A 22,998-nucleotide genomic window follows, 5' to 3' on the forward strand; every position below is an offset into this window, starting at 1 on the left:
GCTTAGATTGGCCTTAAACGGCTAAAGTTATCGGTATAATAAAATAATGGCTTAACGATACCGTTAAGCCATTAAAATAGAAAGCGTCTGTGCTGAGTTTAGACCGTAAACGCCTTAATCGTAGACAAGTTGGCCTTCTTCATAACGCGTTTTCACTGGGCACACCATGAGGGCTGCACGCTGACCAATTGCGACATGGCGATTAGGGAATACAACCGCTTCTCCCTCATTTTTCGCCATCAGCGGTTTGTCACCATCGTGACCAAACACTTCGCCGTGCTTAAATGAGGTAAAGTTTTCAACGTCATCATCAAACATGAAATCAAAGTCATCATGTAGACGCACAATAGTTCGGCTGACACGATACATCATAGGAGCACGTGGCAAGTGCTCCGCCTCGCTGGAAGCGATCAAATCCCGCATCGCCAAATCAAAGGCAACCAGCTTATCTAGGTCATTTTCACCGATGCGGGCAACTCGCCCTAGCTCAACTGTCAATGCCTGCGCAGCAAAGTTTTCGGCACTGAACCAACTGAACGTGCTCGATGGTGCGTTAGAAAACATCACCGCATCAATATGTCCGCTTGCGACAAACTCCATCAACGCCTTACTGCGCACTGGGTGGCGTGTTTTCGGGCTCACGACAAAGGTGTAGTGTTTGGACAAACGGATCGCACAATGCAGATCGAGGTGCCAACGTTGATCAGACGGTGTGTCCTGATAGAAATCAGCAACAATACGTTTCAGATTCTGCGCTATCGCCAGCTCTTTCGTCGGCTCATATTCTTTATCATCAAACAAACGGTTAAGGTTCATTTCAAGGAAACGGGTATGAGCATTGGTTGACTCAGGGTGAGCAATGATGAACAACAAACGTTCTGTTACCGGTTGGAAACCAGATTGGATATCAGAAATGATTTTATCCACCAGTTCCATAGGTGCGGTTTCATTGCCATGCACACCACAAGAAAGAATGATGTGTTTGCTGTTCTCATCCAGCGTTGATGGGATGACTTCCAGAACTCCACGTTGATGCAGCTTGAACACAGTGCCATTGGCAACGGTGATTTCCCCTGCTGGCATCTCTTGTTCTAAGTTCAGGCTGTCAAAAAGAAAAGATTGGCGAAAGAGGTTTTTCGTCATGCGCTACTCCTTTATTGCACAGCGGGTATGTTAGTGAATTGTTCAGGCAATTTATGTAGCCACGATCTCACTTATCGAGAGAAAACCGGCACTTCATTGTAAAAAACTCAATTGCCACGCCCGATACCATTTTTTGTTCGGGATAGAATGCTTTAGCTGTACATAAAACAACCGGGCAGACTCCCTGCCCGGCTTGTTGACTATCATATCATATTTGTGGTGAATTTATTCGGAATCCAATAGAGATTCAAACATATCAATTTTGTGTTTTACCATCTCGACACTTTGTTGCCAAAACGCCTCGTTGCTCAATGTCATGCCTAAATGTTTATCGACCACATCTTCAGCCATCATCGATCCAGTATCACGCAGGAGGTTGACGTAATCTGAGTAGAAACGTTCACCTTTTGCTTCCCTTTGCGCATACACACCTTTGCTAAACAGATAGCCAAACAAATACGGATAGTTGTAGAAACTGACTTCCGAGATAGAGAAATGCAGTTTACTCGCCCAGAAATAAGGATCCGCTTCCGTCATTGATTCGCCGTACCACTCTTTCCAAGTTTGGCTCATTAAGTCACACAGCTGCTCAGCGCTGAGCTCGCCTGCCATTCGCTGCTCATAGAACGCTTTTTCAAATTCGAAACGCACCGGGATGTTAATCATCAACGCGTAGCAACTCGAAAGTTCTTCCCAAAGCATCTCGAGTTTATCTTCGCGATTCTCCACTTGCTCAAAGAGATAATCACGCACAATATTCTCTGCGAAGATCGATGCTGTCTCTGCTAGCGTCATGGGATAACGTGTTTGACACAGTGGCATATCTCGCATCACCCAGTTATGGAAAGCGTGGCCTAGTTCATGAGCAAGTGTCAGCAGATCCGAACGACTCCCACCCCAGGTCATAAACACCAATGGAGAGCGCGTTGCCGCAAATTTAGTACAATAAGCCCCAAGTCTTCTGCTGGCAGAAGGCGCGGCATCAATCCAGCCATTTTCCACCATCATGGCAACAAATTCCGCCATCTCCTCATCCACTTGGGCAAAGGCTTTAGTGATGATGTCAATGCCTTCATCAAAACTGTAGACCTTCGGCTCGCTGTCTGTCAGACTCGGCATTCCTGCTAGGTGGTTCCAAGGTTTCATTTCATCCAAGCCGTGAACCCGAGCCATAAGTAGACCGGCTTTCTGGCCTATGTGACGATTATTTTTAGCGACTTGCATCATAACCGTTAGTGTCTCTGGTTGAATGCGGCTGTCATGAAGACTGTTATCTAGGAAATGAACGTCTTTTGCGTAAGCGCGTTTTTGGTTTTCTGTGTGACGCCACCCCGCTAACGCGTTTAATATTCCAGCAAAGCTTTGCTGATGAGTTCTCATCGCTGTTTGAATACCACGCCACGCCGATTCCTGATTGTTGAAATCAGTGCCATACAAAATACTGGCAGCCTGAGAAAAACCAATACGGTTCTCTTCCCCTTCTCCCAGCTCGACCTCAAGTGAGCCTGTGATATTGTCGTACATTCGCCCCCAAGCATCACGGCCATCCACCTGCATGGCTGACAATAACTGCTCTTCAGCGACACTGAGCTTCGTATCTGCCAGCTTTCGCGTACATTCGATCTGGAACGCCTGGCCAGACACATCGCCATGTTCATGGTTTAAAACTTCAGAGATAAATTCTTGGGGCGCGTTAGTTAGAGTGTCTTGATAAGGAGTAAATGCTTGCGACAACTCTGAGCTCAATTTCGCAACTCGGCCAATCATGGCTTTCGCCTCACTGTCCATCGCATCGACAGACGCGTGACAAGTGGCAAAGGTGTTGATCGTCGCAAGCAGCTTGCCCGCCGCTTCGCTGGTCAATATTGCGTTTTGCATCACCGCAACCGAACTGCGTTTTTCTACGTTCAGTCCTAATATTTGAATGCATTGTTGAACCAAAGCGACATCTTGCTCAATTTTACTATCATCTAATCCATGGTAAGCAATTGACAAATTCCAACTGGGTGTCGTCATGTTTTAATCCTTTATGTTAAGTGGCGTGCCAATAGAGCACACTCGCTGATACAGACTGTCCGCTCTACTTGCTTATCTGTGAACTGCGTACAGCGCAGGGAACGACAAAAACTGTGACGCTGTCACCTTTGCATTATTCTGAATCAGTACGAAATGATAGGTGGCTGCTTCAAGCTGCCCAAGAGCACCCAGTGGTTTAGTTTTTTGATTAATTCGATGCCAAATAGCATCTGAATAAGATTGATCTAGCATACGACTTTATTTCGGTCTGGCAACGGTAAAGGTTTGGTCTAGGTTGGCGTATTGACTGCCACCTAAACGAGAAAGAGGGTTCACTTTTAGTGCGTCAATAACTAAACGTTCTTGGTTATCTCCAATCACTTCCGGCGCAATGTATATGTCTTCAATTTGAGCAAAGACTAGGCTTTGAGGGGTTTCGCCAATTTCTCTAACTTCACACAGCTTGCACCCAAAAGCAATTGGGCAATCTTTGATTCGGGGTAATTCGAACCCTTCAAAATCGACCAGCTCTAGTCCCGCTAAACCAACTTCAGATTCACCGTGTGGCAAGCTTGCTGAGGTCTGAGTCACTTGCTCAGCCAGATCAGCATTCGCGATATGAACTACCATTCTACCTGTTTCGAGTACATTGCGGGTTGTATCTTTTATTTCTCCAGTTGGCTTCTTACCTACAGAGAACATCAACAAAGGCGGACTGCTAGAGATAGGAGTGAAGTAGGAAAATGGAGCTAGGTTGTATTCAGCTTGACCAGATTCCGTCAAAACCCAGGCGATTGGCCTAGGAATCACAGCCTGCGTCATTAGGTGGTACATCTGAGTAGGAGCGAGCGTGCTAGCGTCGATATTCATCTTGTTGATCCTTTTGGTATCGCGAGTCCCCTGTGAGTCTCAGAGTGTAACGTGAAATCAGTCAGTTAACACCCTCAACTATCAATGGAAAAACACTAATCTCTTGTCATTTTTGCAATCAAATTGATACCAAAAATGAAATTTTTTTCATTTATCACCTATCTTATTAAGTGGGTACAACCTAATCGAAAGCTAACTTATTGAATTACCACAACCTGAATTTTAGACGGCACAAAGACTGCATGTTATCAGCCGTGATGAAGTTTACCCAACTTTGATAGTGCAAGGAGGTTTGTATGTTTGCCAATCAAAAGTCAAAGAAACAGAAGCAACACAAGTCGAATCCAAAGACTCAAAAACGAGTCCCTCTCTCTCTAACTTGACAACTCCACCATCAGATTTGGCCTCAATAAATGAGGCCAAACGTAATCCAATTTTACTCACAACCTAAAAGGTTGATCACAGACTTTATGCATTTGTTGTTAGATGCTCTATTCGTCAAGATTTACGAAAGGAATCCAATTTGTCTGAGTCTAGAGAGCTGATCGTTATGGTCGCCGGAGCAACAGGGTTAATAGGTACTGAGCTCATCAAGCAGATGTTAGAAGAAGATCCTATCAGGCATATCTATGTACTGAGCCGACGCGAGCTGCCTTTTTTCCATCCTAAATTGGAGGTCATTCAAAATAAACAGCTTCAAGTACAGGAATGGGATGACAACAAACTAACACCCAAGTATGGATTTATCTGCCTAGGCACAACCATCAAGCAAGCCGGTTCTAAGCAAGAGCTAGAGCGTATTGATTATGAATTGGTGTGCGATGTCGCCCAGACGATGAAAGTACTTGGTGTTACCCATCTAGCGGTTGTGTCGAGCTACGGTGCCTCCGTACGTTCTCTCTCCCACTATCTTCGCTGTAAAGGGAAGATGGAAATGGCGATTGAACGTCTCGGTTTTGAACATATCACCATAGTTAGGCCAGGTCCCTTAGTGGGCTTAAGAGACAAACCGCGTACCGACGAGGCTGTGGTACAAGTAGTGCTTAAATCTTTGCGTCCACTCATGTTTGGAAAACTCGCAAAACTGATACCGATTCAGGCAAATGAAGTGGCGAAAGCAATGCAATATGGGCTCATGGCTAATACTAAACAAAAACTTCAAACATTGGATAGCATGCAAATGCGAAGCTTGATTAACAAATACAAATAATGCGTCTATTTTCTCCGCTGATTGAGCAAATTCAACACAGCTCACATCTTTTAATAACTAAAACGAATACTAAATATCTTTTTTTCATTTCTATCCTACATTTCAAATCATTATCGTTTGTTACAGAATTTAATCCTGTAATCAATTTTATCAATAAATAACTTACAAACTCTCAACAAGGACTATTAATTATGTCAGTAGCGGCTATCGCTTCATTGGTGGTATTTGTCGGCATTATGTTCTTCCTCTATGGCCAGCAGCAAAAAGAGAAGACTCTATCACGACTTGTACTACTCGGTTTGGTACTAGGTAGCTCATTTGGCCTGGTGCTTCAGCTTGTATTTGGAGAAGGCAACCCTGTCATCGCGCAAACCCTAGAGTGGGTTAACGTGGTTGGACGTGGTTATGTTGGCCTACTTAAAATGGTCATCATGCCTCTGGTCCTAGTATCCATGATTGCAGCGGTTGTGAAACTAGACAAAGGTGGTTCACTGGGCAAAATTTCAGGTCTGACGATTTCAGTGCTACTTGCGACGACCGCAATCTCAGCCATTGTTGGTATTGTCATCACCCAAGCATTTGGTCTATCTGCTGAAGGACTCACAGAGGGCGCACGTGAAACTGCTCGTATCGCCGTGCTTGAAAACCGCGTAGATACTGTTGCCGATCTCACTATTCCACAAATGCTGGTCAGCTTTATCCCTACTAACCCATTCGCTGATCTCACAGGTTCTCGCTCTACTTCGATTATTGCTGTGGTGATCTTTGGTGTTTTGACCGGTATTGCTGCACGTAAGGTGATGGCTGAAAAAGAACAGTTAGAAGCACCAATTCGTACTTTTGTTGAAGCAACTCAATCTGTTGTGATGCGCTTGGTGAAGATGATTATGGCCCTCACACCCTATGGTATCGCAGCGTTGATGGCGAAAGTTGTCGCGACATCCAGTGCAGGCGACATCCTAAATCTATTAGGCTTTATCGTTGCCTCTTACGTTGCAATCGCTCTAATGTTTGTGGTTCACGGTATTTTGGTGTCCTTCGTTGGTGTTAGCCCGAAAGAGTACTTCCAGAAAATTTGGCCAGTACTGACATTCGCATTTACCTCACGCAGCTCAGCAGCCACCATTCCACTCAATGTGGAAGCGCAAATCAACAAACTGCGCGTGCCTCCAGCGATTGCAAACCTTTCAGCTTCGTTTGGTGCAACTATTGGACAAAATGGTTGTGCAGGCATCTACCCTGCAATGTTGGCCGTGATGGTGGCTCCAACCGTCGGCATAGACCCAACAGATATCAACTTCATTTTGTCTCTAGTGGCGATTATCGTGGTCAGTTCATTCGGTATCGCAGGCGTGGGTGGCGGTGCGACGTTTGCAGCACTCATCGTGCTTCCAGCAATGGGATTACCAGTAACCATTGCCGCATTGCTTATTTCCATTGAACCTCTGATCGATATGGCTCGAACTGCACTCAACGTGTCAGGTGCTATGACTGCGGGTACTATTACCAGTCGTCTGCTTGGTGAGAAAGTGACGGACGAAGAGGAGGCGCTTGATTGCTAGAAAATTGAGCGGATAGAAAAGCCCCGAGTTGTTCACACGGGGCTTGGTCATTTTAGACTTGTTGAGCCTCCTCACCCTAAATTTGTCTTCTTTGATTATTAAGCCACTACATCATAAGTGACTAAAAATTAATATAAACGCATCAAACTATACATTCTGCCAATATATAAAAACGAGCTTGCGCGTTATCACTTTTTAACCGAGCGTGTTATCTTAGCAAAAATAGCGACAATCCAATTAATAACAATAATTTATAAGCCCTAGCGGCTAAATGAGACTGGGTTGTCGGAAAACAAGCCTTTTCATATTCAAACCGATCCTAACCCCAATAGCGATATAAATGAACAGCACAAAGGCTAGAGCGAACGCCCCACTCAAAACTTCGCTAATTCTGTACCTGCTCGTTGATAGCCAATTAACGCGAGGTGAGAATTTGCTCTGCCTTAAGCGTTTTAACGATGCCATCTCGCTGACTATCGCTCAATGGAAACCAGCGGTTCTTCTGGATCTGCGGTTCAGACAGTACCTCAAGCAGTGCATCTGGGCTCAGTTTCGCCTTCCCGTGCGCCACCAGCTCGATCGGCTGTGCACACAAAGACTGCAAACGACAAATACATTGGTCGACATCTTGGGTAAAACACAAATTATAAGCGTTTTGGTTCTGCATCTTGATTAAACAAAGATCGGGAGTGCCAGGAGATGGGGAGCAGTGCTCAGTAAAGCGATTGAGTTGCGCTTGTCTAATAAACGCTTCGAGCCAGCTATATTGGGACGTTTATTTAGGGTCGGCCCCATTGAGCAGCGTCGATAAATCTCGCATATGGGATCGCATCGATTCAGGCTCGGTGTGAATACGATAGCAAATAGAGTTGAGGACTTTCAGAACATGATCGGCCGTGAGCTTTGGCATGGTAACCTCCAACAGGAAAACATTTCCATCACCACACAGAGGCCCCATAACAAAGGGTGGTGAACTGAACAAGGTTCGTACTACCGCTCACTAGTAAACGGCCAGCCTAGGCTGCCTCGCCCAGCTCACCGTAATACCAACCGGATTGTTCAAACAAAAACCAATCCGTTTTCTACAGGTGCGCCAAGGCAGCACATAGAGAGCAGCGTTTTGCTGACGCTCTATGCGACTAGTGAATTGAGGCGGGGTACGAATCCCGACACTGGATTTTGCCAGTGCTGTTGCAGGATATCGCTGGGGTTTAGAAGAGTCAACGCTTTCAGCACGCAGGCCGATTAAGTGGTCAAAAATCAGTACCTTGTAAAGAGGTGTGTTAACAATGTGTCGAGTAAAGGATGGGGTTTAGACAAGTCCGTCACAGAAGACGGCTGCTATTGTTTAAGGCTGTAAAGAGATACCCGATCAAGAAAGTAAAGATTACCAAGATGTGACGAACGATTTAGGGCGCTTTTGTACAAATATGAGTTTCATCAAACCTATAGAATCAAAGACGTTCAATTTGCATCTTCTCTACAAATTGAATGAAGTTATCTTTTGCAAAGCTCTCTAACTGCTCATTCCAAATTAGGCCAACATCCCAAGAGCTATTTACCCCAGACAGCTCCCAAAAGGCAACATTCTCATTCGCAATATGCTTTACACTTGCAGGGACAATAGTGAAGCCCAAATTTGCTGATACGAGTGCCAACAATGTTTGAATATCATCGGCCTCCTGAACTACATTCAGTGTTTTCTCATGCTCTTCCAATAGCATGTTTATTTGTTGGCTTAGCCCCTTACCTCGCTCAGGGTTAAGCTGTAAATAATCGATTGAATCTAACAAAAACCACAGTTTGTTCTTGTCTATAATTTGACTTTTATGCGTCGCAAGCACTAAGTGATCTGTACAGAGCTTCATGCCTTTCAGCGGATCTACAGTTGGTAGTCGACTAAAACTGAGATGAAGATCGCCCTGAAGTAGCAATTCTGACTGCTTTTGAGATGGTATATCGTTAAGTGTAATGTGGATCTCTGGGTAGTATTTTTTAAACTTGGCTATGTAATCTGGTGCAAGGTAGTAGGAAGATATACCAAAACCTATATTGAGAGTTCCTGCAACTCCCTTGGCGACTCGTTGAGTTAGAGACTTATACGATTCAAAACTCGATACAATTCGTTGCGCTTCAGGTAAAAGAGCTACGCCTGCCGCAGTTAGACTGGCCCCTTGTCTTCCTCTCTCAAATAAAACTACTCCACAAAAAGCTTCAAGGCGCTGAATCTTCTTAGTTAAAGCTGACTGAGTGATGTGTAAGTGCTCTGAAGCTACTCGATAGTTACCATCCACCGCTAGCTGGCAAAATGTGCGTAAATCGACAACATCCATTCCATATGCTCATTAATTATAGGAATTTTATTCATTATACGGAATCAAAAGAGCTTTTTAAAATAGTTGATATTCACTAAGTAAAGGAAAAATTATGAAAGATATCCGTGTTGCTACTGTCCAATTTAACCACCATGCGAACGACAAAAACTACAACTTATCGGTCATTCAAAGTTACGTAGAAGAGGCAGCTAAACAAGGGGTAAAAATTATCGTCTTCCCTGAAATGTGTGTGACTGGTTATTGGCATGTTTCGAAACTCAAGAAATCTGAGATCAATGATTTGTCCGAGTTCATTCCACAAGGAGAAACGTCTCAACGCTTGCTAAAAATGTCTGAGCAATACCAAATCAGCATCGGCGCAGGTTTAATTGAAAAGGACAAGCACGGAAATCTCTACAATTCTTACGTAATGGCAATGCCTGATGGCCAGATATCCAAACACAGAAAGCTGCATACCTTCGTCAGCGAACACATGAAAATTGGCAATGAATACACTGTATTTGATACACCACATGGATGCCGTTTAGGAATCCTGATTTGCTGGGATAATAATTTAGTTGAGAATGTTCGAATAACAGCATTAAAAGGGGCTGATATACTAGTCGCGCCTCATCAAACAGGCGGAACAAACTCTCGCAGCCCTAATGCGATGGGGTTGATTGATCCCGAACTTTGGTATAATCGTCACCAAGATCCAGATTCGATTCGTTCTGAAATGCAAGGTTCTAAAGGAAGAAAATGGTTGTTGCGTTGGCTACCCGCGCGTGCCCATGACAATGGTATGTTCCTGATATTTAGTAACGGTGTTGGGGTTGATATGGATGAAGTTAGAACGGGGAACGCGATGGTGCTCAATCCCTATGGTGAAATTATCGCTGAAACTGACTGCATCGATAATGATATGGTTATTGCCGATCTCAATGGGAAAGATCTAAATATGTGTACAGGCAGACGCTGGATCAGAGGTCGTAGACCTAATCTATACGCTCCCTTAACGATGGAAGGGAGTGAATTAACGCCTTATCAGGCAAGATTCTCGACACATAAATAGATGGCGTAACTTATTGAGTGGTCGCCAACGAATAATACGTTGGCGCTTGTGAATAGATTTTTTCGTACAGAGCCCCTAAATTCAGGACATAAATTCAGGACATAAATTCAGGCATAAATTCAGGACACACACCAAAAGACTAGAAAAAGAACTGAAGCCGTGCCTGTCCACCATTGGTCGCGCCTTGAATCGACGCTTACCACCAGTAGTAGTCTTGAAATTCGTTTGGGTCATGAGGTAAGGATGATAACCCCTCTCGATCTTGCAGGTAGAGAGAGGAAAAACGACTGCGTTTTTGCCTCGGCGCAAGATTGACCACCTGATCCATCAGTGCGGAAAGTTTTGGATCAGATAAGGGCGTACTGGCCACCACCAACTCTTGAATTTTCGGATAGAGCTTTACATACTCGGCGTTTGATAACCATCTCATTACCATTGGGTTATTTGTTCGCGTTCGGGCTAAGGATATCGCGGTGTCCCCTTCTTTATCTTTGAGCCCGGTGTCGGCTCCTGCCTTAATCAGCGCTCTCACGACATCCGCTTTTGAACGATCACTGGCTTCCATAAGCGCGGTTCTTCCGTCAGCATCTTGTCGATCAATATCCACCTTGGCATTGAGAAATTCTCTGACTGCTTCGAGGTGACCACGGGCACTGGCGATAAAAATAGGCTCTCGACCATGGCGATCGGTAGCGCTTGTGTTGGCCCCGAGTTTAAGCAGTGTTTCAATCGCCGATGGCCACCCGTAGAGACTCGCCTCCACTAACGGGGTTTCTCCATCTTTGTTAAGCGTCTCGATATTAACCCCTGCTTGTACGAGTAGCTCAATAATCTCGGCAGCGCCTGCTCTTGCGGCTTCACCAATAGGAGTACTGCCGCCGTTAGACAACGCTTTCACGTTTGCCCCTGCCTCGATCAACAATTTGGCAATGACGGCATGGCGCTGTAAACTGGCGGCCATCAGAGCCGTTCGACCATACTGATTGGTGACTTCAGTCTCTGCGCCTTCCGCTAACAATGTTTTTACTGTCTGGGCGCAGTCATTGTCAACCGCATAAATGAGCGCAGGTTTTTCTTGTTGAGTGCGGGTATGACGACAAATTTCTGGTTCGACTGGCAAGTTTTTGATATCAATGGATTGCCTGTATTGGCTAAAAAGCGCCACTATTTTGCGACTGTTGTTTATTTTTGCATAATCTAAAGCGGAATAGCCCGTCGAATCCCGTATATAGGTTTTCGCATTTGCTTTCAGTAACGCGTCTACAACATCAATTTTTCCGCTGTAACTTGCAAGTATCAAGGCCGTACGTGCAGCGCTTTGATTGTCTTTGATATCAAGATCTACATTGGCTGCAATTAGCTTTTCTACAATCTCAGTCCGCCCCTTTTGACTGGCATACATGAGGGCTGTCCAGCCTCTATGATAGTCCTGAATCGTTAAGTCAGCGTTCGCATCAATCAGTTGCTCTGCAATGGCGGCGTCCCTTTGTGTGCTGGCGTACAGCATGGCCGTCATGCCCGAATGATCTTGCACATTGAGATCGGCCTTAGCGGCAATCAGTTTCTCGGCCACATAAGCATTATTCTCGAGGGCGGCATACATCAGCGCCGTTACACCATCGTTATCCACTAAATTGAGTTGCGCTTTCGCCTTGATCAAATCTTCGATCAGTAAGGGGCTCTCTCCTCGGTGTTGAAGCATCGTGGTGGCGCTATGTCCTCGAGCCGCATGCATCAGAGGCGTGATGTTGTACAAATCTCGATTATCAGGGTTGTCGCCCAGTTTGATAAATTCTTTAGCTTTATCTAAACAACCAAATTTAACCGCAATCGGTAAACGAACGAGCGGATCGTTAAACAGTTTTTCCTTTTGGCAGTGGTAGGACCCGGCGTGAACTTGGCTAATAGTAGTGGCGATTAAACATGCCAAGGCCTTCTTAAGCATGAACTTTCCTTTTTTGGGGAGGGGGGAGACATACTAAATCGAAATCATAAAAACTGTAAATAAAATCAACTAGATTCATTTAAAATCCATGTTGACTCTAAAGGTACGTTCATTCACCCCACCCCACAGGCGCCATCAATGGGGTTTTGAACGAGACCGTCAAAGGTGCCCGGATTTCGCCAACACCTTACTCACCTTGAAAATAAATTCAGGACACAGAAAATAAATTCGAAAATAAATTCAGGACACACACCAAAAGACTATCTTGAGGAAGCTTTCAGGGTTCTTCAAAGTTAGGGTGGAAAGACACTAAAGATAGTTGGAAGTCAATAACAACGCCGACAGGAGCCCAGGTGATGGTTAATTGTGGGGTTAACCATAAGTTTATAGTGCCTGTCCCTAAATGACTTTGACGAAGTCTGTTTCACCAGTTAAGGCAATTTCAGGGTTTCTGCCCTCTTGTTTCAGCTCAAGCATCCTTTTGTGGATTTGCCTTGCATTCTTAAGGCTGATTATCGGATACTTCCCGATACGGATGCGTTTGTTTTTACCATTGAACCTGCAACGGTATTGAAAGTGATGTTTGCTTTGGGCGATATTTTCGCAATGAGCCCTTCACCGTCACTCAATTCTGCTCGGCCGCTATACTCAGATTGCTTAGCAATCGCCTTTAGTTGCTTATCTGTGATGCTCAATTTGTATGCCTTAAAAATTAGGACACAGCACTTACAGAATTTGGACACATATTTAGACGCAAGTGCAAATGTAAAACGTGCAAAAACTAAAATATTCAAATCAAAATACAGCAACATGACTAGCGCTAATCGACTGATTTACAAGGCTTGATTTGAAGAATTACCAACAAAATAATAATGCTATGAACAATACCGAACAGCCCACATTCTTCTTTTTTGATTATGAAACGTGGGGAACCAGCCCAGCAAAAGACAGACCGTCCCAGTTTGCGGGTGTACGCACCGATATGGACTTCAATATTATCGGTGAGCCTCTTGTTATCTACTGCCAACCACCTTCAGACTATCTTCCATCGCCTGAAGCTGCGCTTATTACTGGTATCACGCCTCAAACAGCAGTTAGTAAAGGGCTACCAGAGCCGGAATTTATTGCCAAAATTCATGAGCAGTTGTCTACGCCAAACACCATCAACTTAGGCTACAACAGCATTCGATTTGATGATGAAGTGACACGCTACACCTGCTACCGAAATTTCATCGATCCATATGCATGGAGCTGGCAAAATGGCAACTCTCGTTGGGACTTACTTGATGTTATGCGCGCCTGTCATGCGCTTCGTCCAGAGGGCGTTACCTGGCCGGAGAATGAAGAAGGCTTTACTAGTTTCAAGCTAGAGCACTTATCGGTGGCCAATGGCATTGAGCACGAGAATGCACACGATGCAATGGCCGACGTTATAGCAACGATCGAAATGGCCAAAAAGGTCAAAGCTGCTCAACCTAAGCTGTTTGATTATTTCCTTAGCATGCGCCACAAACGTAAACTCAACGAACTGGTTGATATCGTCAATATGACGCCGCTTATGCACGTATCGGGGATGTTGGGGCGTGAATGCAATTACACCAGTTGGGTGGTGCCAGTCGCTTGGCATCCAACCAATCAGAACGCAGTGATTGTTGTCGATCTAGCGAAAGATCCTCAGCCGTTATTGGATTTGGATGTCGAACAGTTGAATCAACGCCTCTACACCAAACACTCTGAGCTTGGCCAAGACGAGCTACCTGTGCCAGTCAAACTTATCCATCTCAACAAGTGTCCTATTTTGGCGCCAGCTAAAACACTAACGGCCGAAAATGCAGCTAACATAGGCATTGATAGAGAACAGTGTTTGCAAAACCTTGAACGACTAAGACAACACCCAGAAATTAGAGAAAAGCTCAATTCGCTATACAGCATCGAGCGAGAATACGAGAAGAGCGATGATGTCGACACCATGCTTTACGACAGTTTCTTCTCTCCTGCGGCAAAAAAATCAATGGACATCATACGAGAGACTGAACCAAACAACCTTTCTGCCCTTGATATAGCGTTCTGTGATGAAAGAATTGCTCCACTTCTATTTCGTTACCGGGCAAGACATTTCCCGGGGACATTAGACGAGATGGAACAAAAAAAATGGGCGGATCACTGCCGCGAGTACTTCGAAAGTCGAATTGAAGACTACATGCTGAATTTAGAAAACTTAGTTCACGAACATGAGGGTGACGATAAAAAGATAGCTGTCTTAAAATCGGTTTACCAATACGTTCAAAAACTAGTATCTTAACAACTTATTGCCTGCACCCTATAACATCTAGGCCTCATCATACAATAACAACTACCACCTTGATCGAGGCCTGTGAACATACTGAACCGGAGGTTCAGCGATTTCACATACGCAAACGTTGATAAAATTTGGACGACACTACCTATGGCGAAAACCTTGCTTAAATACGTCGTATCTATGGGGCTGATTTTACTCTGTCTTATGGCAGGCATGAACCTTCAAAACCTTCTAGATATCTCTATTCCGGGAAGCATTATCGGTATGCTTATCCTATTCGCTCTCCTTGCGAGTGGCCTAGTACCTGTTGAGTGGGTACGCCCAAGCGCCACGTTGTTTATTCGCTACATGGTACTTCTGTTTGTACCGATCAGCGTCGGACTCATGGAGCATTTCGATCTGCTTTACAACAATGCCCTGCCTATTCTCGCTAGTGCCGTTGGAGGCACATTGATCGTCATCGTTGTGCTTGGACTGATGTTGGATAGAATGCTAAAGCGAGGTAACCAATAATGTGGCTAGTGGTGACGATTATCGTTTTCCTATCTGCGCGCTGGCTATGCCAAAAGGTCAGTAGCCCTTTTATGAACCCTCTGTTAATCAGTTTAGCGGTCATGATTCCGTTGCTCACCTATCTTCATGTGCCGTTTGAAACTTATTACGATGACAATAAATGGATTAATTTCCTACTTCAACCTGCTGTGGTTGCTCTCGCTTACCCTCTGTATGAACAACTGCCACAGATACGCGCTAACTGGCGGATCATTATGTTGGCGTGTGGTGTCGGCAGCATCATGTCGATGCTAACAGCCACCGTTATTGCCTCCTACATGCAAACGGATCTCTCTTTGATCGCTAGTTTACTTGGCAAGTCGGTTACGACTCCCATCGCAATGGAAGTGTCGAGCCATCTTGGCGGGGAGCCAGCTATTGCCGCTATTCTGGTTTTGCTGGTCGGCCTGTTTGGCGCCATCTTGGCTTACCCTATATACAACTGGCTTAACATTACACATCCTATTGCTAAAGGGTTGACTATGGGTACGGTCTCACACGCCTTAGGTACCGCAACTTGTGCAGAAAAAGATGCTCAAGATGCCGCCTTCAGTTCTTTAGCACTGGTAGTTTGTGGTGTGATCACCTCCATCCTCGCCCCCTCATTCTTTGCGCTGGCTATCTGGCTAGCAGCATAACTATTGCGTCGGGTTGCTTATCCTCGCATTCCGACGCACATCACTTTATCGAAGAGTGCAATCGTTATCATGTGTGAGCTCACTCTAATTATGAAACAACAAAATTCATTGCAAACTTTTATGTGATACAAATCTCAGAAAAGTTCTCCGTTTTACATAAAATGTAATACCAGTATCAGGGCAAGCCACTCTAAACAGGTAACTCAGGCAAGCCCCAAGATACCTATTATTGCTTAAACAAGGATTCAATATGAGAAGCCGCATTGAACAAGCGCTGTCTGAAGCGCCAGCTAAAGTCGCAGAGTTCCTTTCTCCTATTTTGTTAGCGGATGATTTTGACGCGACGCTCTCTTCGGAACAATTTGCAGAGCTATTGACGATTTCCGGCTTGGAAGACGATGAACTGCGTGTCTCACTACTTCCTTTTGCCGCCGCTTACTCTTATGCGCCGATCTCGAAATTCTACGTGGGTGCCATTGTTCGCGGTCTTACCGGACGCCTGTACTTTGGAGCAAACGTAGAGATCTTAGGGGCCCAACTCGGCCAAACGGTTCATGCAGAACAATCTGCCATCAGCCATGCCTGGATGAAAGGCGAGCAAGGTATCTCTGACATCACAATCAACTTTAGCCCATGTGGCCACTGCCGACAGTTTATGAACGAACTGACGACGGCGGACAGCTTGGTAGTCCAACTACCTCAACGTGATGAAAAAACACTAAAAGAGTACCTACCTGAATCCTTTGGTCCATCTGATCTTGGCATCAAATCCGGTTTGATGGCGACTATAGATCACGGCAAAAAGTGTCAAGAGTCTGATGAAATGATACTGAAAGCCCTGAGTGCGCTCAATAAGAGTCACGCGCCGTATACACACAACTTAAGTGGCGTGAGCATCAAGCTGAAAAACGGCAAAGTGTATCAAGGTGCCTATGCTGAAAACGCAGCATTTAACCCTAGTCTTCCACCTCTACAAGTGGCACTTATTCAACTCTTACTTGATGGTGAATCTTTTGACGATATTGCAACAACCGCGCTAGTTGAAATGTCTGAAGGTTCTATTAGTCACCTCGCCGACACGCAATCAACTCTGGAAGCAATTAACCCAGATATTCCTATTGCGTATCTGGCCATCTAAGACAATAAAACTAAAAGGCGCTGAAAAAGCGCCTTTTTTGCAGTCTGATCAAACATCAAAGAAGGGAGTCGGATCGACATTTAGGTTAGACGGAGCAATCGCTCTCTCGATTTTATACTGGCTATTTTTAATATCGACAAAGCTAACGTCAACAAAGCGCTTGTATTTACGCGAATAAAAACACTTCACTTCTGGTTTTAAGGGCTCATCTGGGTTCGATGTCCAAACAATACCTACCCTGCCATCATTGAGCTCGACCAATGCTCCCACAGGATAAACACCGATACAGTTGATAAACTTATAAACCAAGTCCCGATCAAGATGAAATGGCGTTAAACTCAATATTATCTTGAACGCTTCCGCCGAACTCATCCCTTTTTTGTAACAACGATCGGCAGTCAAGGCATCGTAAATATCAACAATACAACTCATTCTACCATGCAGCGGAATTTCCTCGCCTTTCAGGCCTTTAGGGTAACCATTACCATCTAACTTTTCATGGTGCATCAAACACACATCTCGGCTGATGTCTCCTAATCCCTCCACCGTTAGGATAATCTCTTCAGCAAACACCTGATGAAGCTTCATATGATCAAACTCCTCAGGTGTGAGTTTGCCAGGTTTATGCAGAACTTTGTCATCGACCTTGATTTTACCAACATCATGAATGATGCCGCCAATTGCAAGCTGTTTAAGCGTGTCCTTTGGCAAATCAAGATGCTTACCAAAGGTGACGAGTAAGGTTGCAACATTGACTGAGTGTTCAAGCAAGTATTCGTCTTTGTTGCGCAAAGCAGAGACACAATGTAACGCATCTGAATCAATCAATACGGTTTCGATAAGGTCGTCGGCCCACCCCTCCAATTCATCGACATGAATCGACTTATCATCAAACGTTTGGTTGAGGATTTTTTGAGCCAGATCTTTCGCTTCACGGATGATCTTTGAAGCTCGCTTTTGCTTGGAAAACCGGCTCATAGGCTTTCGCGTTACCGGTGTGGTCGATGCACTTTCTTCGGGTAGGGCCTCCTCAACCACCGGCTTAAAGACACTTCCTTTGACAGAAAGGTTTTGGTCCACCCACGCAAATCTAATTCCATTTTTGATCAGCTGCTGAATAGCTTGCTGGGAGGAGACTCTACCAGCATTGGCTAAATTAACGCGTTCGTTATCTTCGATTGCGGTAACAAACATTCCAACCGTCAACGTATCAATTGGAACCTTTATGGAGTTGCTTGGATCGTATTTCATCTATCGGCTAAGGCTACTATTGTTAATTTTATAGTTTGAGTGAATTATAAGCTCAAACTCATCATTCTACTTAAGTATTCTCATTATTGATACAAATCACAATAACAATTTGTTTGTTACATCAAAGTTTCACTGGTCTCAAAAGCTCTAACTTATTGATGAAATTCGGTAATAAGGAAAGCAGCATCCTTCAAATTTTTTTCCGCTATGGCTGGCTGAGCGAGGTTTCGTGGTCTTGCACTGTATCCTCCCGACACAAAAAGCAAACGTTTGCTTTTTGTCTATATATGCGTATGATTCGAGTCAACTTCATATCCGCGTATTTAAAGGTTATCTATGTTTGGTACTGCAACTCGCACCAATGCGACACGAGTTTTACTCCTAGGCTCGGGAGAGCTTGGAAAAGAAGTCGCTATTGAATGTCAACGTTTGGGCTTGGAGGTCATCGCTTGTGATCGATATGAAAATGCCCCCGCAATGCAGGTAGCACACCGTAGCTACACACTGAACATGCTTGATGGTGATGCACTAGAACAGCTCATCGCCAAAGAAAAACCCGATTATGTAGTACCTGAAATCGAAGCAATTGCTACAGATAAGCTGGTTGAGCTTGAAGCCAATGGCGTCAATGTGGTCCCGACAGCGAATGCTACTCGCCTAACAATGAATCGAGAAGGAATTCGGCGAATGGCAGCAGAACAACTTGGCCTCAATACTTCCCCTTACCATTTTGCAAGCTCCTATGAAGAGTTCACCCAAGCCATTGAATCTGTTGGTATACCATGCGTGTGTAAACCGATCATGAGTTCTTCAGGCAAAGGTCAAAGTGTCATTAAATCAGCGACAGACGTAAAAGCAGCATGGCAATACGCTCAAGAAGGTGGCCGCACAGGCGCAGGGCGTGTCATTGTTGAAGGCTTTATCGATTTTGATTATGAGATTACTTTATTAACCGTCAAAGCGATTGATGGCATCCACTTTTGTGCTCCGATCGGACATCGCCAGCAAGACGGTGATTATCGTGAATCTTGGCAACCTCAAGCGATGTCTCAAGCCGCCCTATCTGCCGCACAGCATGCCGCTAGTAAGGTGGTTAATGCATTGGGAGGCCGCGGCATCTTCGGTGTCGAACTGTTCGTCAAGGGTGACACCGTCATTTTCAATGAAGTCTCCCCTCGCCCGCACGACACCGGCTTGGTCACTCTCATGTCTCAAGACAGTTCTGAATTCGCACTGCACGTACGCGCTTTCACTGGCTTACCTATTTCAGGTATCACTCAATACGGTCCAACCGCATCTGCCGTGATTTTAGGGCAAGGTCAATCCGAGAATATTCAGTTTGAGGGAGTCCCCGACGCTCTAGCCGAGCCGCAAACTCAGCTACGTTTGTTTGGCAAACCTGATATCAACGGACGAAGACGCTTAGGAGTGAGCATTGCTCGGAGAGACACGATTGAGCAAGCAATAGAAAGCGCTGTCGCCAGCGCAGCTAAGGTAAACATCGTTTATTAAAATAACAGCCCCTGCGCTCAAACACAGGGGCTGTTATCATTCGCTCTCGATCAAATACACTTCTTCTGCAAAGTGGGATAAGCCTTTCTTCGCTATCTTCGGATGCTTCTCATCAGCATCATCACGATACAGTTTGGAAATTTTATATTCTGAGAACAGTTGGCGAACTTCAGACTCGGCGACTGAAAATGGAGGACCCGCCATTTCAGCCTGTGGGTAATCCAGAGTGACCAACAGAATTCTACCGCCAGGTTTAAGCAATGATTTGATTCGTTGAGCGTAGTCAGTGCGCATTTCTTCTGGCAATGCGACGAGAGCAGCGCGATCATACACAATCTCGACAGGCTGAACCGGCGCAGTAAAGATGTCTCCGTTGTAAATAGACAGCTCATCAAACTGATACAATTCATGCTGCCCACTTATTGAGGTCACCGTAGGCGTATAAAAATGTTCAGAAAAAAAAGAGCGTACAGCAATTTTACTCAGTTCTACGCCTTGAACATCGTCATGCTTGGTCGCCAACCAGACAAGATCTTCTGTCTTGCCGCATAGTGGGACAAACACTTTATCCTCTCTGTTCGGTTTTGTTTCGGACCAATACTGAACCAGCAATGGATTGACATCTTCGCGGTGAAAACCAATTTGGTTTGATGCCCATTTACTGTGCCAAAATTCTGGATCTTTCATTTCTATTCCCTACCTGACGTGACTGACTCATAGCCTATACCAAAGCATTTCTGAGTGGTATCCCTCAAGCTGTATAAAACGTTCAGATTAGGTTCAGGTTGGGTGTTTATACTTATTTACAACTTGAGAATGAACCATAAGCGAATCAGACGCTCAAATAAATTGAAAGAGTTCAAATAATTAAATCATGGGGTAAAAACGATATTGTAATTCGTCAGCAAGCCCCAATATAAAGAGTAGAGATAAGTACGTTTTGGCTGTTGAACCTTTTCTTGCACCATTTATCCAAGACGCTACGAATCTAAGGAGAGTGAATGAGCCTATTTTTGCGAACTACGGCCCTGATGCTTTTAATGCTCAGCCGCGCACCAGCTTTCGCCGCTATTCCAACAACACCCGGTAGTGAAGAAAATCGTTCAACGAACCAGAACGAAGTCTGTTCCAAAGCATTCAAACATAACCTAAGTGGCCTGTATGGTATCCAATCCACGCCAACAACTCCTCTTCAGCCCTACTCTGACTTCGATATTCTTTACAGCAAAGCACACCAAGCTCAAGCTGAACTAGAAATGCTCTGTAAGAGCACCGCTATGTTGACCTCAACGGACGCTTACTTTGCCGGAGTGAAGTCGGCAGACAGAGCAAAACAAAAAATCGCTTACGAATTGGATGGGGATACAGAACGTATTACTGACCTCGCCCGTGCAACGATTGTTGCCAATGACATCGAAAGCTTGATGTCCGCTTATGAAGTGTTAAACCGTGAAACCACTGTCGTGAAGGTAAAAAATCGCTTTAAGAAACCCGGCGCTTCGGGCTATCGTGACTTGAATCTGTTAGTTCAGCTTCCAAAGACCAAAATAGTGGCTGAAGTCCAGCTACACCTTAAAGCCATTGCTGATGTAAAAAGCGGTCCAGAACATGACCTTTACGAACGTATTCAGAAAATAGAGCGTCAAGCCGCTTCAGAGAGTCGAGACATCAGTGAGTTTGAATTCGCCCAAATTAATACAATGCGAGCTCAATCAAAAGCGCTTTACCAACAAGCATGGCTGCCTTATATTACCACCCATCTTAGTGCCGCCTAGGCGCAACGAAATAGAATCCCCCTCTCCGATTGAGAGGGTGATTGTTCAAGGAAGACAGTGTGACCCCACAACAACAAACATACCTAGACCAATATCTCACCACTTTGACACCTCAGCAGAGAGAAGCGATACCAAGTACCATCGCTGAATACTTTTGCGCTGATGAGTTTAATGCCAACGAATGCGCCAGATTGATAAACGAAGGTGTGAAGAGAGCAAGTTGTAGTCTGAAGCAAGGCTACGATATTGAACAAGAGCCCCTTCCTAAGGTTGGTCGAATCACGGTGGTGCTTAACTGGCAACAGGAGCCAGTGTGTATCATTCGCCTGACAGATGTTTCAGTTTGCCCTTTCGATCAGGTTAGTGCAGAATTTGCTCGCTCAGAAGGAGAAGGTGACCTCAGCTATGAATGGTGGCGTGAAGCACACATTAAGTTCTTTACTCAATACGCAGGTGAAATTGGCGCCGAATTCAATTTACAGTCAGAGTTAATACTAGAACGGTTCGAAAAAGTATATCCATTGTAACAACCCTATTCAGCCTTCAGCCACGGTGGGCCGGATTGACGACATCTAGCCCATGTCCGATCACAAACTATGCACACGACAAAATCATAAACTATAATTTTATCAGTTACATAAGCATTTGAAATGACTATATGATCTTTTGTCGGCAGTTTTTGTTATCTCTCATTCCCCTAATCATCGCTAACACTGCGTGGGGCCAAAGCGATTACGGACCTGTGCAAAGCTATACGCAATCACCTTTTCATACCAACAGTTTGTCACCTCAGCTCCGTTCTGGGTTTTCAATGGATGAAAACGAAGTTGAAGTCTATGGTACAGGTATCATTTCAAGTATCTGGGCTGTCACTCCAGATTACGAATTGGACTATTATCAAAATCAAATCGCCGTAGGTGGTAAATGGCAGGTCGCTTCAGAATGGCAATTAGAATTAAGCTATCGCTGGAACTACGCTGGCAACAACCACTTAGATCGATTAACCATCGCTTTTCATGATTGGGTTGGCATTGATCAAAATGGCCGGGAGGATGTGGCAAACGACCGATTTGTCATCAATATGCCTGAGTATGGCATAGAGTTGCAAGACTTCCGTGGAGAGAGTCTAAGTCACGCGATCACAAGCTACGTACAATACCAACTGATCAACAAAGAACATCACGGGCTTTCTGTTGGTGGGTCTCTATATTATAACGACACCAAGCACGGCATTTTCAGTTCTTCAGAATTCGAACAAGGCATCCAGATGAACTATGGCTATCGCCGAGACAAGCATTCTCTCGATACCCTACTCGCCATAACTTTTCGCAACACGCCAACCGTGTTCAAAGATATGCCCTATCGTTCAAGTACTTGGACAGTCGGAGCAAGTTATCGCTACCAGTTATTGGAAAAACACCACCTGATCGGACAAATTGCATTTCATGAGGGCGTATCAAACGGAGAAGATGAGTTTTCCAAGCCATCGACTGAGTTCACCTTTGGCTATCGCTATCAGATGGAAAACTCGGCAATAGAGTTGACTGCCGTCGAGAACATGTTTAATGCAGACAACAGCACAGATATTGCATTTGGGATCGGATACCGATACCGATTTGGAAGTTAACGAATAATACTAAATAAATACTACTAATTACCGTAATTACTACAAATAATTACCGAATAATTACCGTAATTAC

The 22,998-nt window shown here is 44.8% G+C and carries 22 protein-coding genes and 1 pseudogene; 11 read left to right on the forward strand and 12 right to left on the reverse strand.

What is annotated here, in order from left to right:
* Positions 1 to 114 precede the first annotated feature (114 nt).
* The 4 genes and pseudogenes from OH455_RS11745 to OH455_RS11760 all read right to left on the reverse strand — a co-directional run bounded on the left by OH455_RS11745 (position 115) and on the right by OH455_RS11760 (position 4,029).
* A complete protein-coding gene (locus OH455_RS11745; protein ID WP_045976027.1) occupies positions 115 to 1,143 on the reverse strand; it encodes a succinylglutamate desuccinylase in 1,029 nt (342 codons plus the stop codon).
* Between the two features lie 225 nt (positions 1,144 to 1,368).
* Positions 1,369 to 3,159: a M3 family oligoendopeptidase gene (locus OH455_RS11750; RefSeq protein ID WP_269981509.1), complete on the reverse strand. Its 1,791-nt coding sequence runs from the start codon at positions 3,157 to 3,159 to the stop codon at positions 1,369 to 1,371.
* Positions 3,160 to 3,285: 126 nt separating this feature from the next.
* Positions 3,286 to 3,411, reverse strand: a pseudogene (locus tag OH455_RS11755) (nicotinate-nucleotide--dimethylbenzimidazole phosphoribosyltransferase); the annotation flags it as partial.
* A 6-nt stretch (positions 3,412 to 3,417) separates the two neighbouring features.
* Positions 3,418 to 4,029: a flavin reductase family protein gene (locus tag OH455_RS11760; RefSeq protein WP_269981510.1), complete on the reverse strand. Its 612-nt coding sequence runs from the start codon at positions 4,027 to 4,029 to the stop codon at positions 3,418 to 3,420.
* A 523-nt stretch (positions 4,030 to 4,552) separates the two neighbouring features.
* Between OH455_RS11760 and OH455_RS11765 the strand changes: the two genes are divergently transcribed.
* Together OH455_RS11765 and OH455_RS11770 are read left to right on the forward strand one after the other, a co-directional pair.
* A complete protein-coding gene (locus OH455_RS11765) occupies positions 4,553 to 5,239 on the forward strand; it encodes an NAD(P)H-binding protein (protein WP_084720229.1) in 687 nt (228 codons plus the stop codon).
* A gap of 191 nt (positions 5,240 to 5,430) precedes the next feature.
* Complete coding sequence (locus tag OH455_RS11770) at positions 5,431 to 6,801, forward strand: L-cystine transporter (protein ID WP_269981511.1); 1,371 nt, start codon at positions 5,431 to 5,433, stop codon at positions 6,799 to 6,801.
* A 415-nt stretch (positions 6,802 to 7,216) separates the two neighbouring features.
* On the opposite strand, the gene OH455_RS11775 is transcribed toward OH455_RS11770, so the two are convergent.
* The 3 genes from OH455_RS11775 to OH455_RS11785 all read right to left on the reverse strand — a co-directional run bounded on the left by OH455_RS11775 (position 7,217) and on the right by OH455_RS11785 (position 9,134).
* Positions 7,217 to 7,468, reverse strand: coding sequence for a hypothetical protein (locus OH455_RS11775; RefSeq protein WP_269981512.1), 252 nt, complete (start codon positions 7,466 to 7,468; stop codon positions 7,217 to 7,219).
* Between the two features lie 108 nt (positions 7,469 to 7,576).
* Entirely contained in the window at positions 7,577 to 7,711 is a 135-nt protein-coding gene (locus tag OH455_RS11780; RefSeq protein WP_269981513.1) for a hypothetical protein, read from the reverse strand.
* A 544-nt stretch (positions 7,712 to 8,255) separates the two neighbouring features.
* On the reverse strand, positions 8,256 to 9,134 hold the full coding sequence (locus tag OH455_RS11785) for a LysR family transcriptional regulator (protein WP_269981514.1): 879 nt from the start codon (positions 9,132 to 9,134) through the stop codon (positions 8,256 to 8,258).
* Between the two features lie 91 nt (positions 9,135 to 9,225).
* Here OH455_RS11785 and OH455_RS11790 point away from each other — a divergent pair, with 91 nt between their 5' ends.
* A complete protein-coding gene (locus OH455_RS11790; RefSeq protein ID WP_269981546.1) occupies positions 9,226 to 10,188 on the forward strand; it encodes a nitrilase family protein in 963 nt (320 codons plus the stop codon).
* A 196-nt stretch (positions 10,189 to 10,384) separates the two neighbouring features.
* Here the strand turns inward: OH455_RS11790 and OH455_RS11795 are convergent, their stop codons facing one another.
* The 3 genes from OH455_RS11795 to OH455_RS11805 form a co-directional block, all read right to left on the reverse strand.
* Positions 10,385 to 12,133, reverse strand: a complete 1,749-nt coding sequence (locus tag OH455_RS11795; RefSeq protein ID WP_269981515.1) for an ankyrin repeat domain-containing protein — start codon at positions 12,131 to 12,133, stop codon at positions 10,385 to 10,387.
* Between the two features lie 399 nt (positions 12,134 to 12,532).
* A complete protein-coding gene (locus OH455_RS11800; RefSeq protein ID WP_333482728.1) occupies positions 12,533 to 12,730 on the reverse strand; it encodes an Arm DNA-binding domain-containing protein in 198 nt (65 codons plus the stop codon).
* Complete coding sequence (locus OH455_RS11805) at positions 12,646 to 12,828, reverse strand: hypothetical protein (RefSeq protein ID WP_240457222.1); 183 nt, start codon at positions 12,826 to 12,828, stop codon at positions 12,646 to 12,648. The genes OH455_RS11800 and OH455_RS11805 overlap by 85 nt, the downstream gene beginning before the upstream one ends.
* Positions 12,829 to 13,010: 182 nt before the next feature.
* Between OH455_RS11805 and sbcB the strand changes: the two genes are divergently transcribed.
* The 4 genes from sbcB to cdd all read left to right on the forward strand — a co-directional run bounded on the left by sbcB (position 13,011) and on the right by cdd (position 16,760).
* Complete coding sequence (gene sbcB / locus OH455_RS11810) at positions 13,011 to 14,435, forward strand: exodeoxyribonuclease I (protein WP_269981516.1); 1,425 nt, start codon at positions 13,011 to 13,013, stop codon at positions 14,433 to 14,435.
* 144 nt (positions 14,436 to 14,579) lie between these two features.
* On the forward strand, positions 14,580 to 14,945 hold the full coding sequence (locus tag OH455_RS11815; RefSeq protein WP_045977890.1) for a CidA/LrgA family protein: 366 nt from the start codon (positions 14,580 to 14,582) through the stop codon (positions 14,943 to 14,945).
* Complete coding sequence (locus tag OH455_RS11820) at positions 14,945 to 15,622, forward strand: CidB/LrgB family autolysis modulator (RefSeq protein WP_045977884.1); 678 nt, start codon at positions 14,945 to 14,947, stop codon at positions 15,620 to 15,622. The genes OH455_RS11815 and OH455_RS11820 overlap by 1 nt, the downstream gene beginning before the upstream one ends.
* A gap of 250 nt (positions 15,623 to 15,872) precedes the next feature.
* Positions 15,873 to 16,760, forward strand: a complete 888-nt coding sequence (gene cdd / locus OH455_RS11825) for a cytidine deaminase (protein WP_269981517.1) — start codon at positions 15,873 to 15,875, stop codon at positions 16,758 to 16,760.
* A 48-nt stretch (positions 16,761 to 16,808) separates the two neighbouring features.
* Here the strand turns inward: cdd and OH455_RS11830 are convergent, their stop codons facing one another.
* Positions 16,809 to 18,011 carry an HD-GYP domain-containing protein gene (locus OH455_RS11830; protein ID WP_269981518.1) on the reverse strand — a complete coding sequence of 401 codons (1,203 nt, stop codon included), beginning with the start codon at positions 18,009 to 18,011 and terminating at the stop codon, positions 16,809 to 16,811.
* Positions 18,012 to 18,347: 336 nt separating this feature from the next.
* Here OH455_RS11830 and purT point away from each other — a divergent pair, with 336 nt between their 5' ends.
* The gene (purT, locus tag OH455_RS11835) at positions 18,348 to 19,523 is read left to right on the forward strand and encodes a formate-dependent phosphoribosylglycinamide formyltransferase (RefSeq protein WP_269981519.1); all 1,176 of its coding nucleotides are present in this window, start codon (positions 18,348 to 18,350) and stop codon (positions 19,521 to 19,523) included.
* Between the two features lie 36 nt (positions 19,524 to 19,559).
* Here the strand turns inward: purT and OH455_RS11840 are convergent, their stop codons facing one another.
* Positions 19,560 to 20,210 carry a thiopurine S-methyltransferase gene (locus tag OH455_RS11840; protein WP_269981520.1) on the reverse strand — a complete coding sequence of 217 codons (651 nt, stop codon included), beginning with the start codon at positions 20,208 to 20,210 and terminating at the stop codon, positions 19,560 to 19,562.
* A gap of 314 nt (positions 20,211 to 20,524) precedes the next feature.
* Here OH455_RS11840 and OH455_RS11845 point away from each other — a divergent pair, with 314 nt between their 5' ends.
* The 3 genes from OH455_RS11845 to OH455_RS11855 all read left to right on the forward strand — a co-directional run bounded on the left by OH455_RS11845 (position 20,525) and on the right by OH455_RS11855 (position 22,925).
* On the forward strand, positions 20,525 to 21,298 hold the full coding sequence (locus OH455_RS11845) for a phosphoribosylglycinamide formyltransferase (protein WP_269981521.1): 774 nt from the start codon (positions 20,525 to 20,527) through the stop codon (positions 21,296 to 21,298).
* A 59-nt stretch (positions 21,299 to 21,357) separates the two neighbouring features.
* Positions 21,358 to 21,825 (forward strand): ASCH domain-containing protein, encoded by a 468-nt coding sequence (locus OH455_RS11850; RefSeq protein ID WP_269981522.1) that lies wholly within the window; start codon positions 21,358 to 21,360, stop codon positions 21,823 to 21,825.
* 131 nt (positions 21,826 to 21,956) lie between these two features.
* A complete protein-coding gene (locus tag OH455_RS11855) occupies positions 21,957 to 22,925 on the forward strand; it encodes a DUF3187 family protein (protein WP_269981523.1) in 969 nt (322 codons plus the stop codon).
* Positions 22,926 to 22,998 lie beyond the last annotated feature (73 nt).

Source organism: Vibrio sp. T11.5 (assembly GCF_027587155.1).
In the GTDB taxonomy this organism is placed as follows: Bacteria; Pseudomonadota; Gammaproteobacteria; order Enterobacterales; family Vibrionaceae; genus Vibrio; species Vibrio neptunius.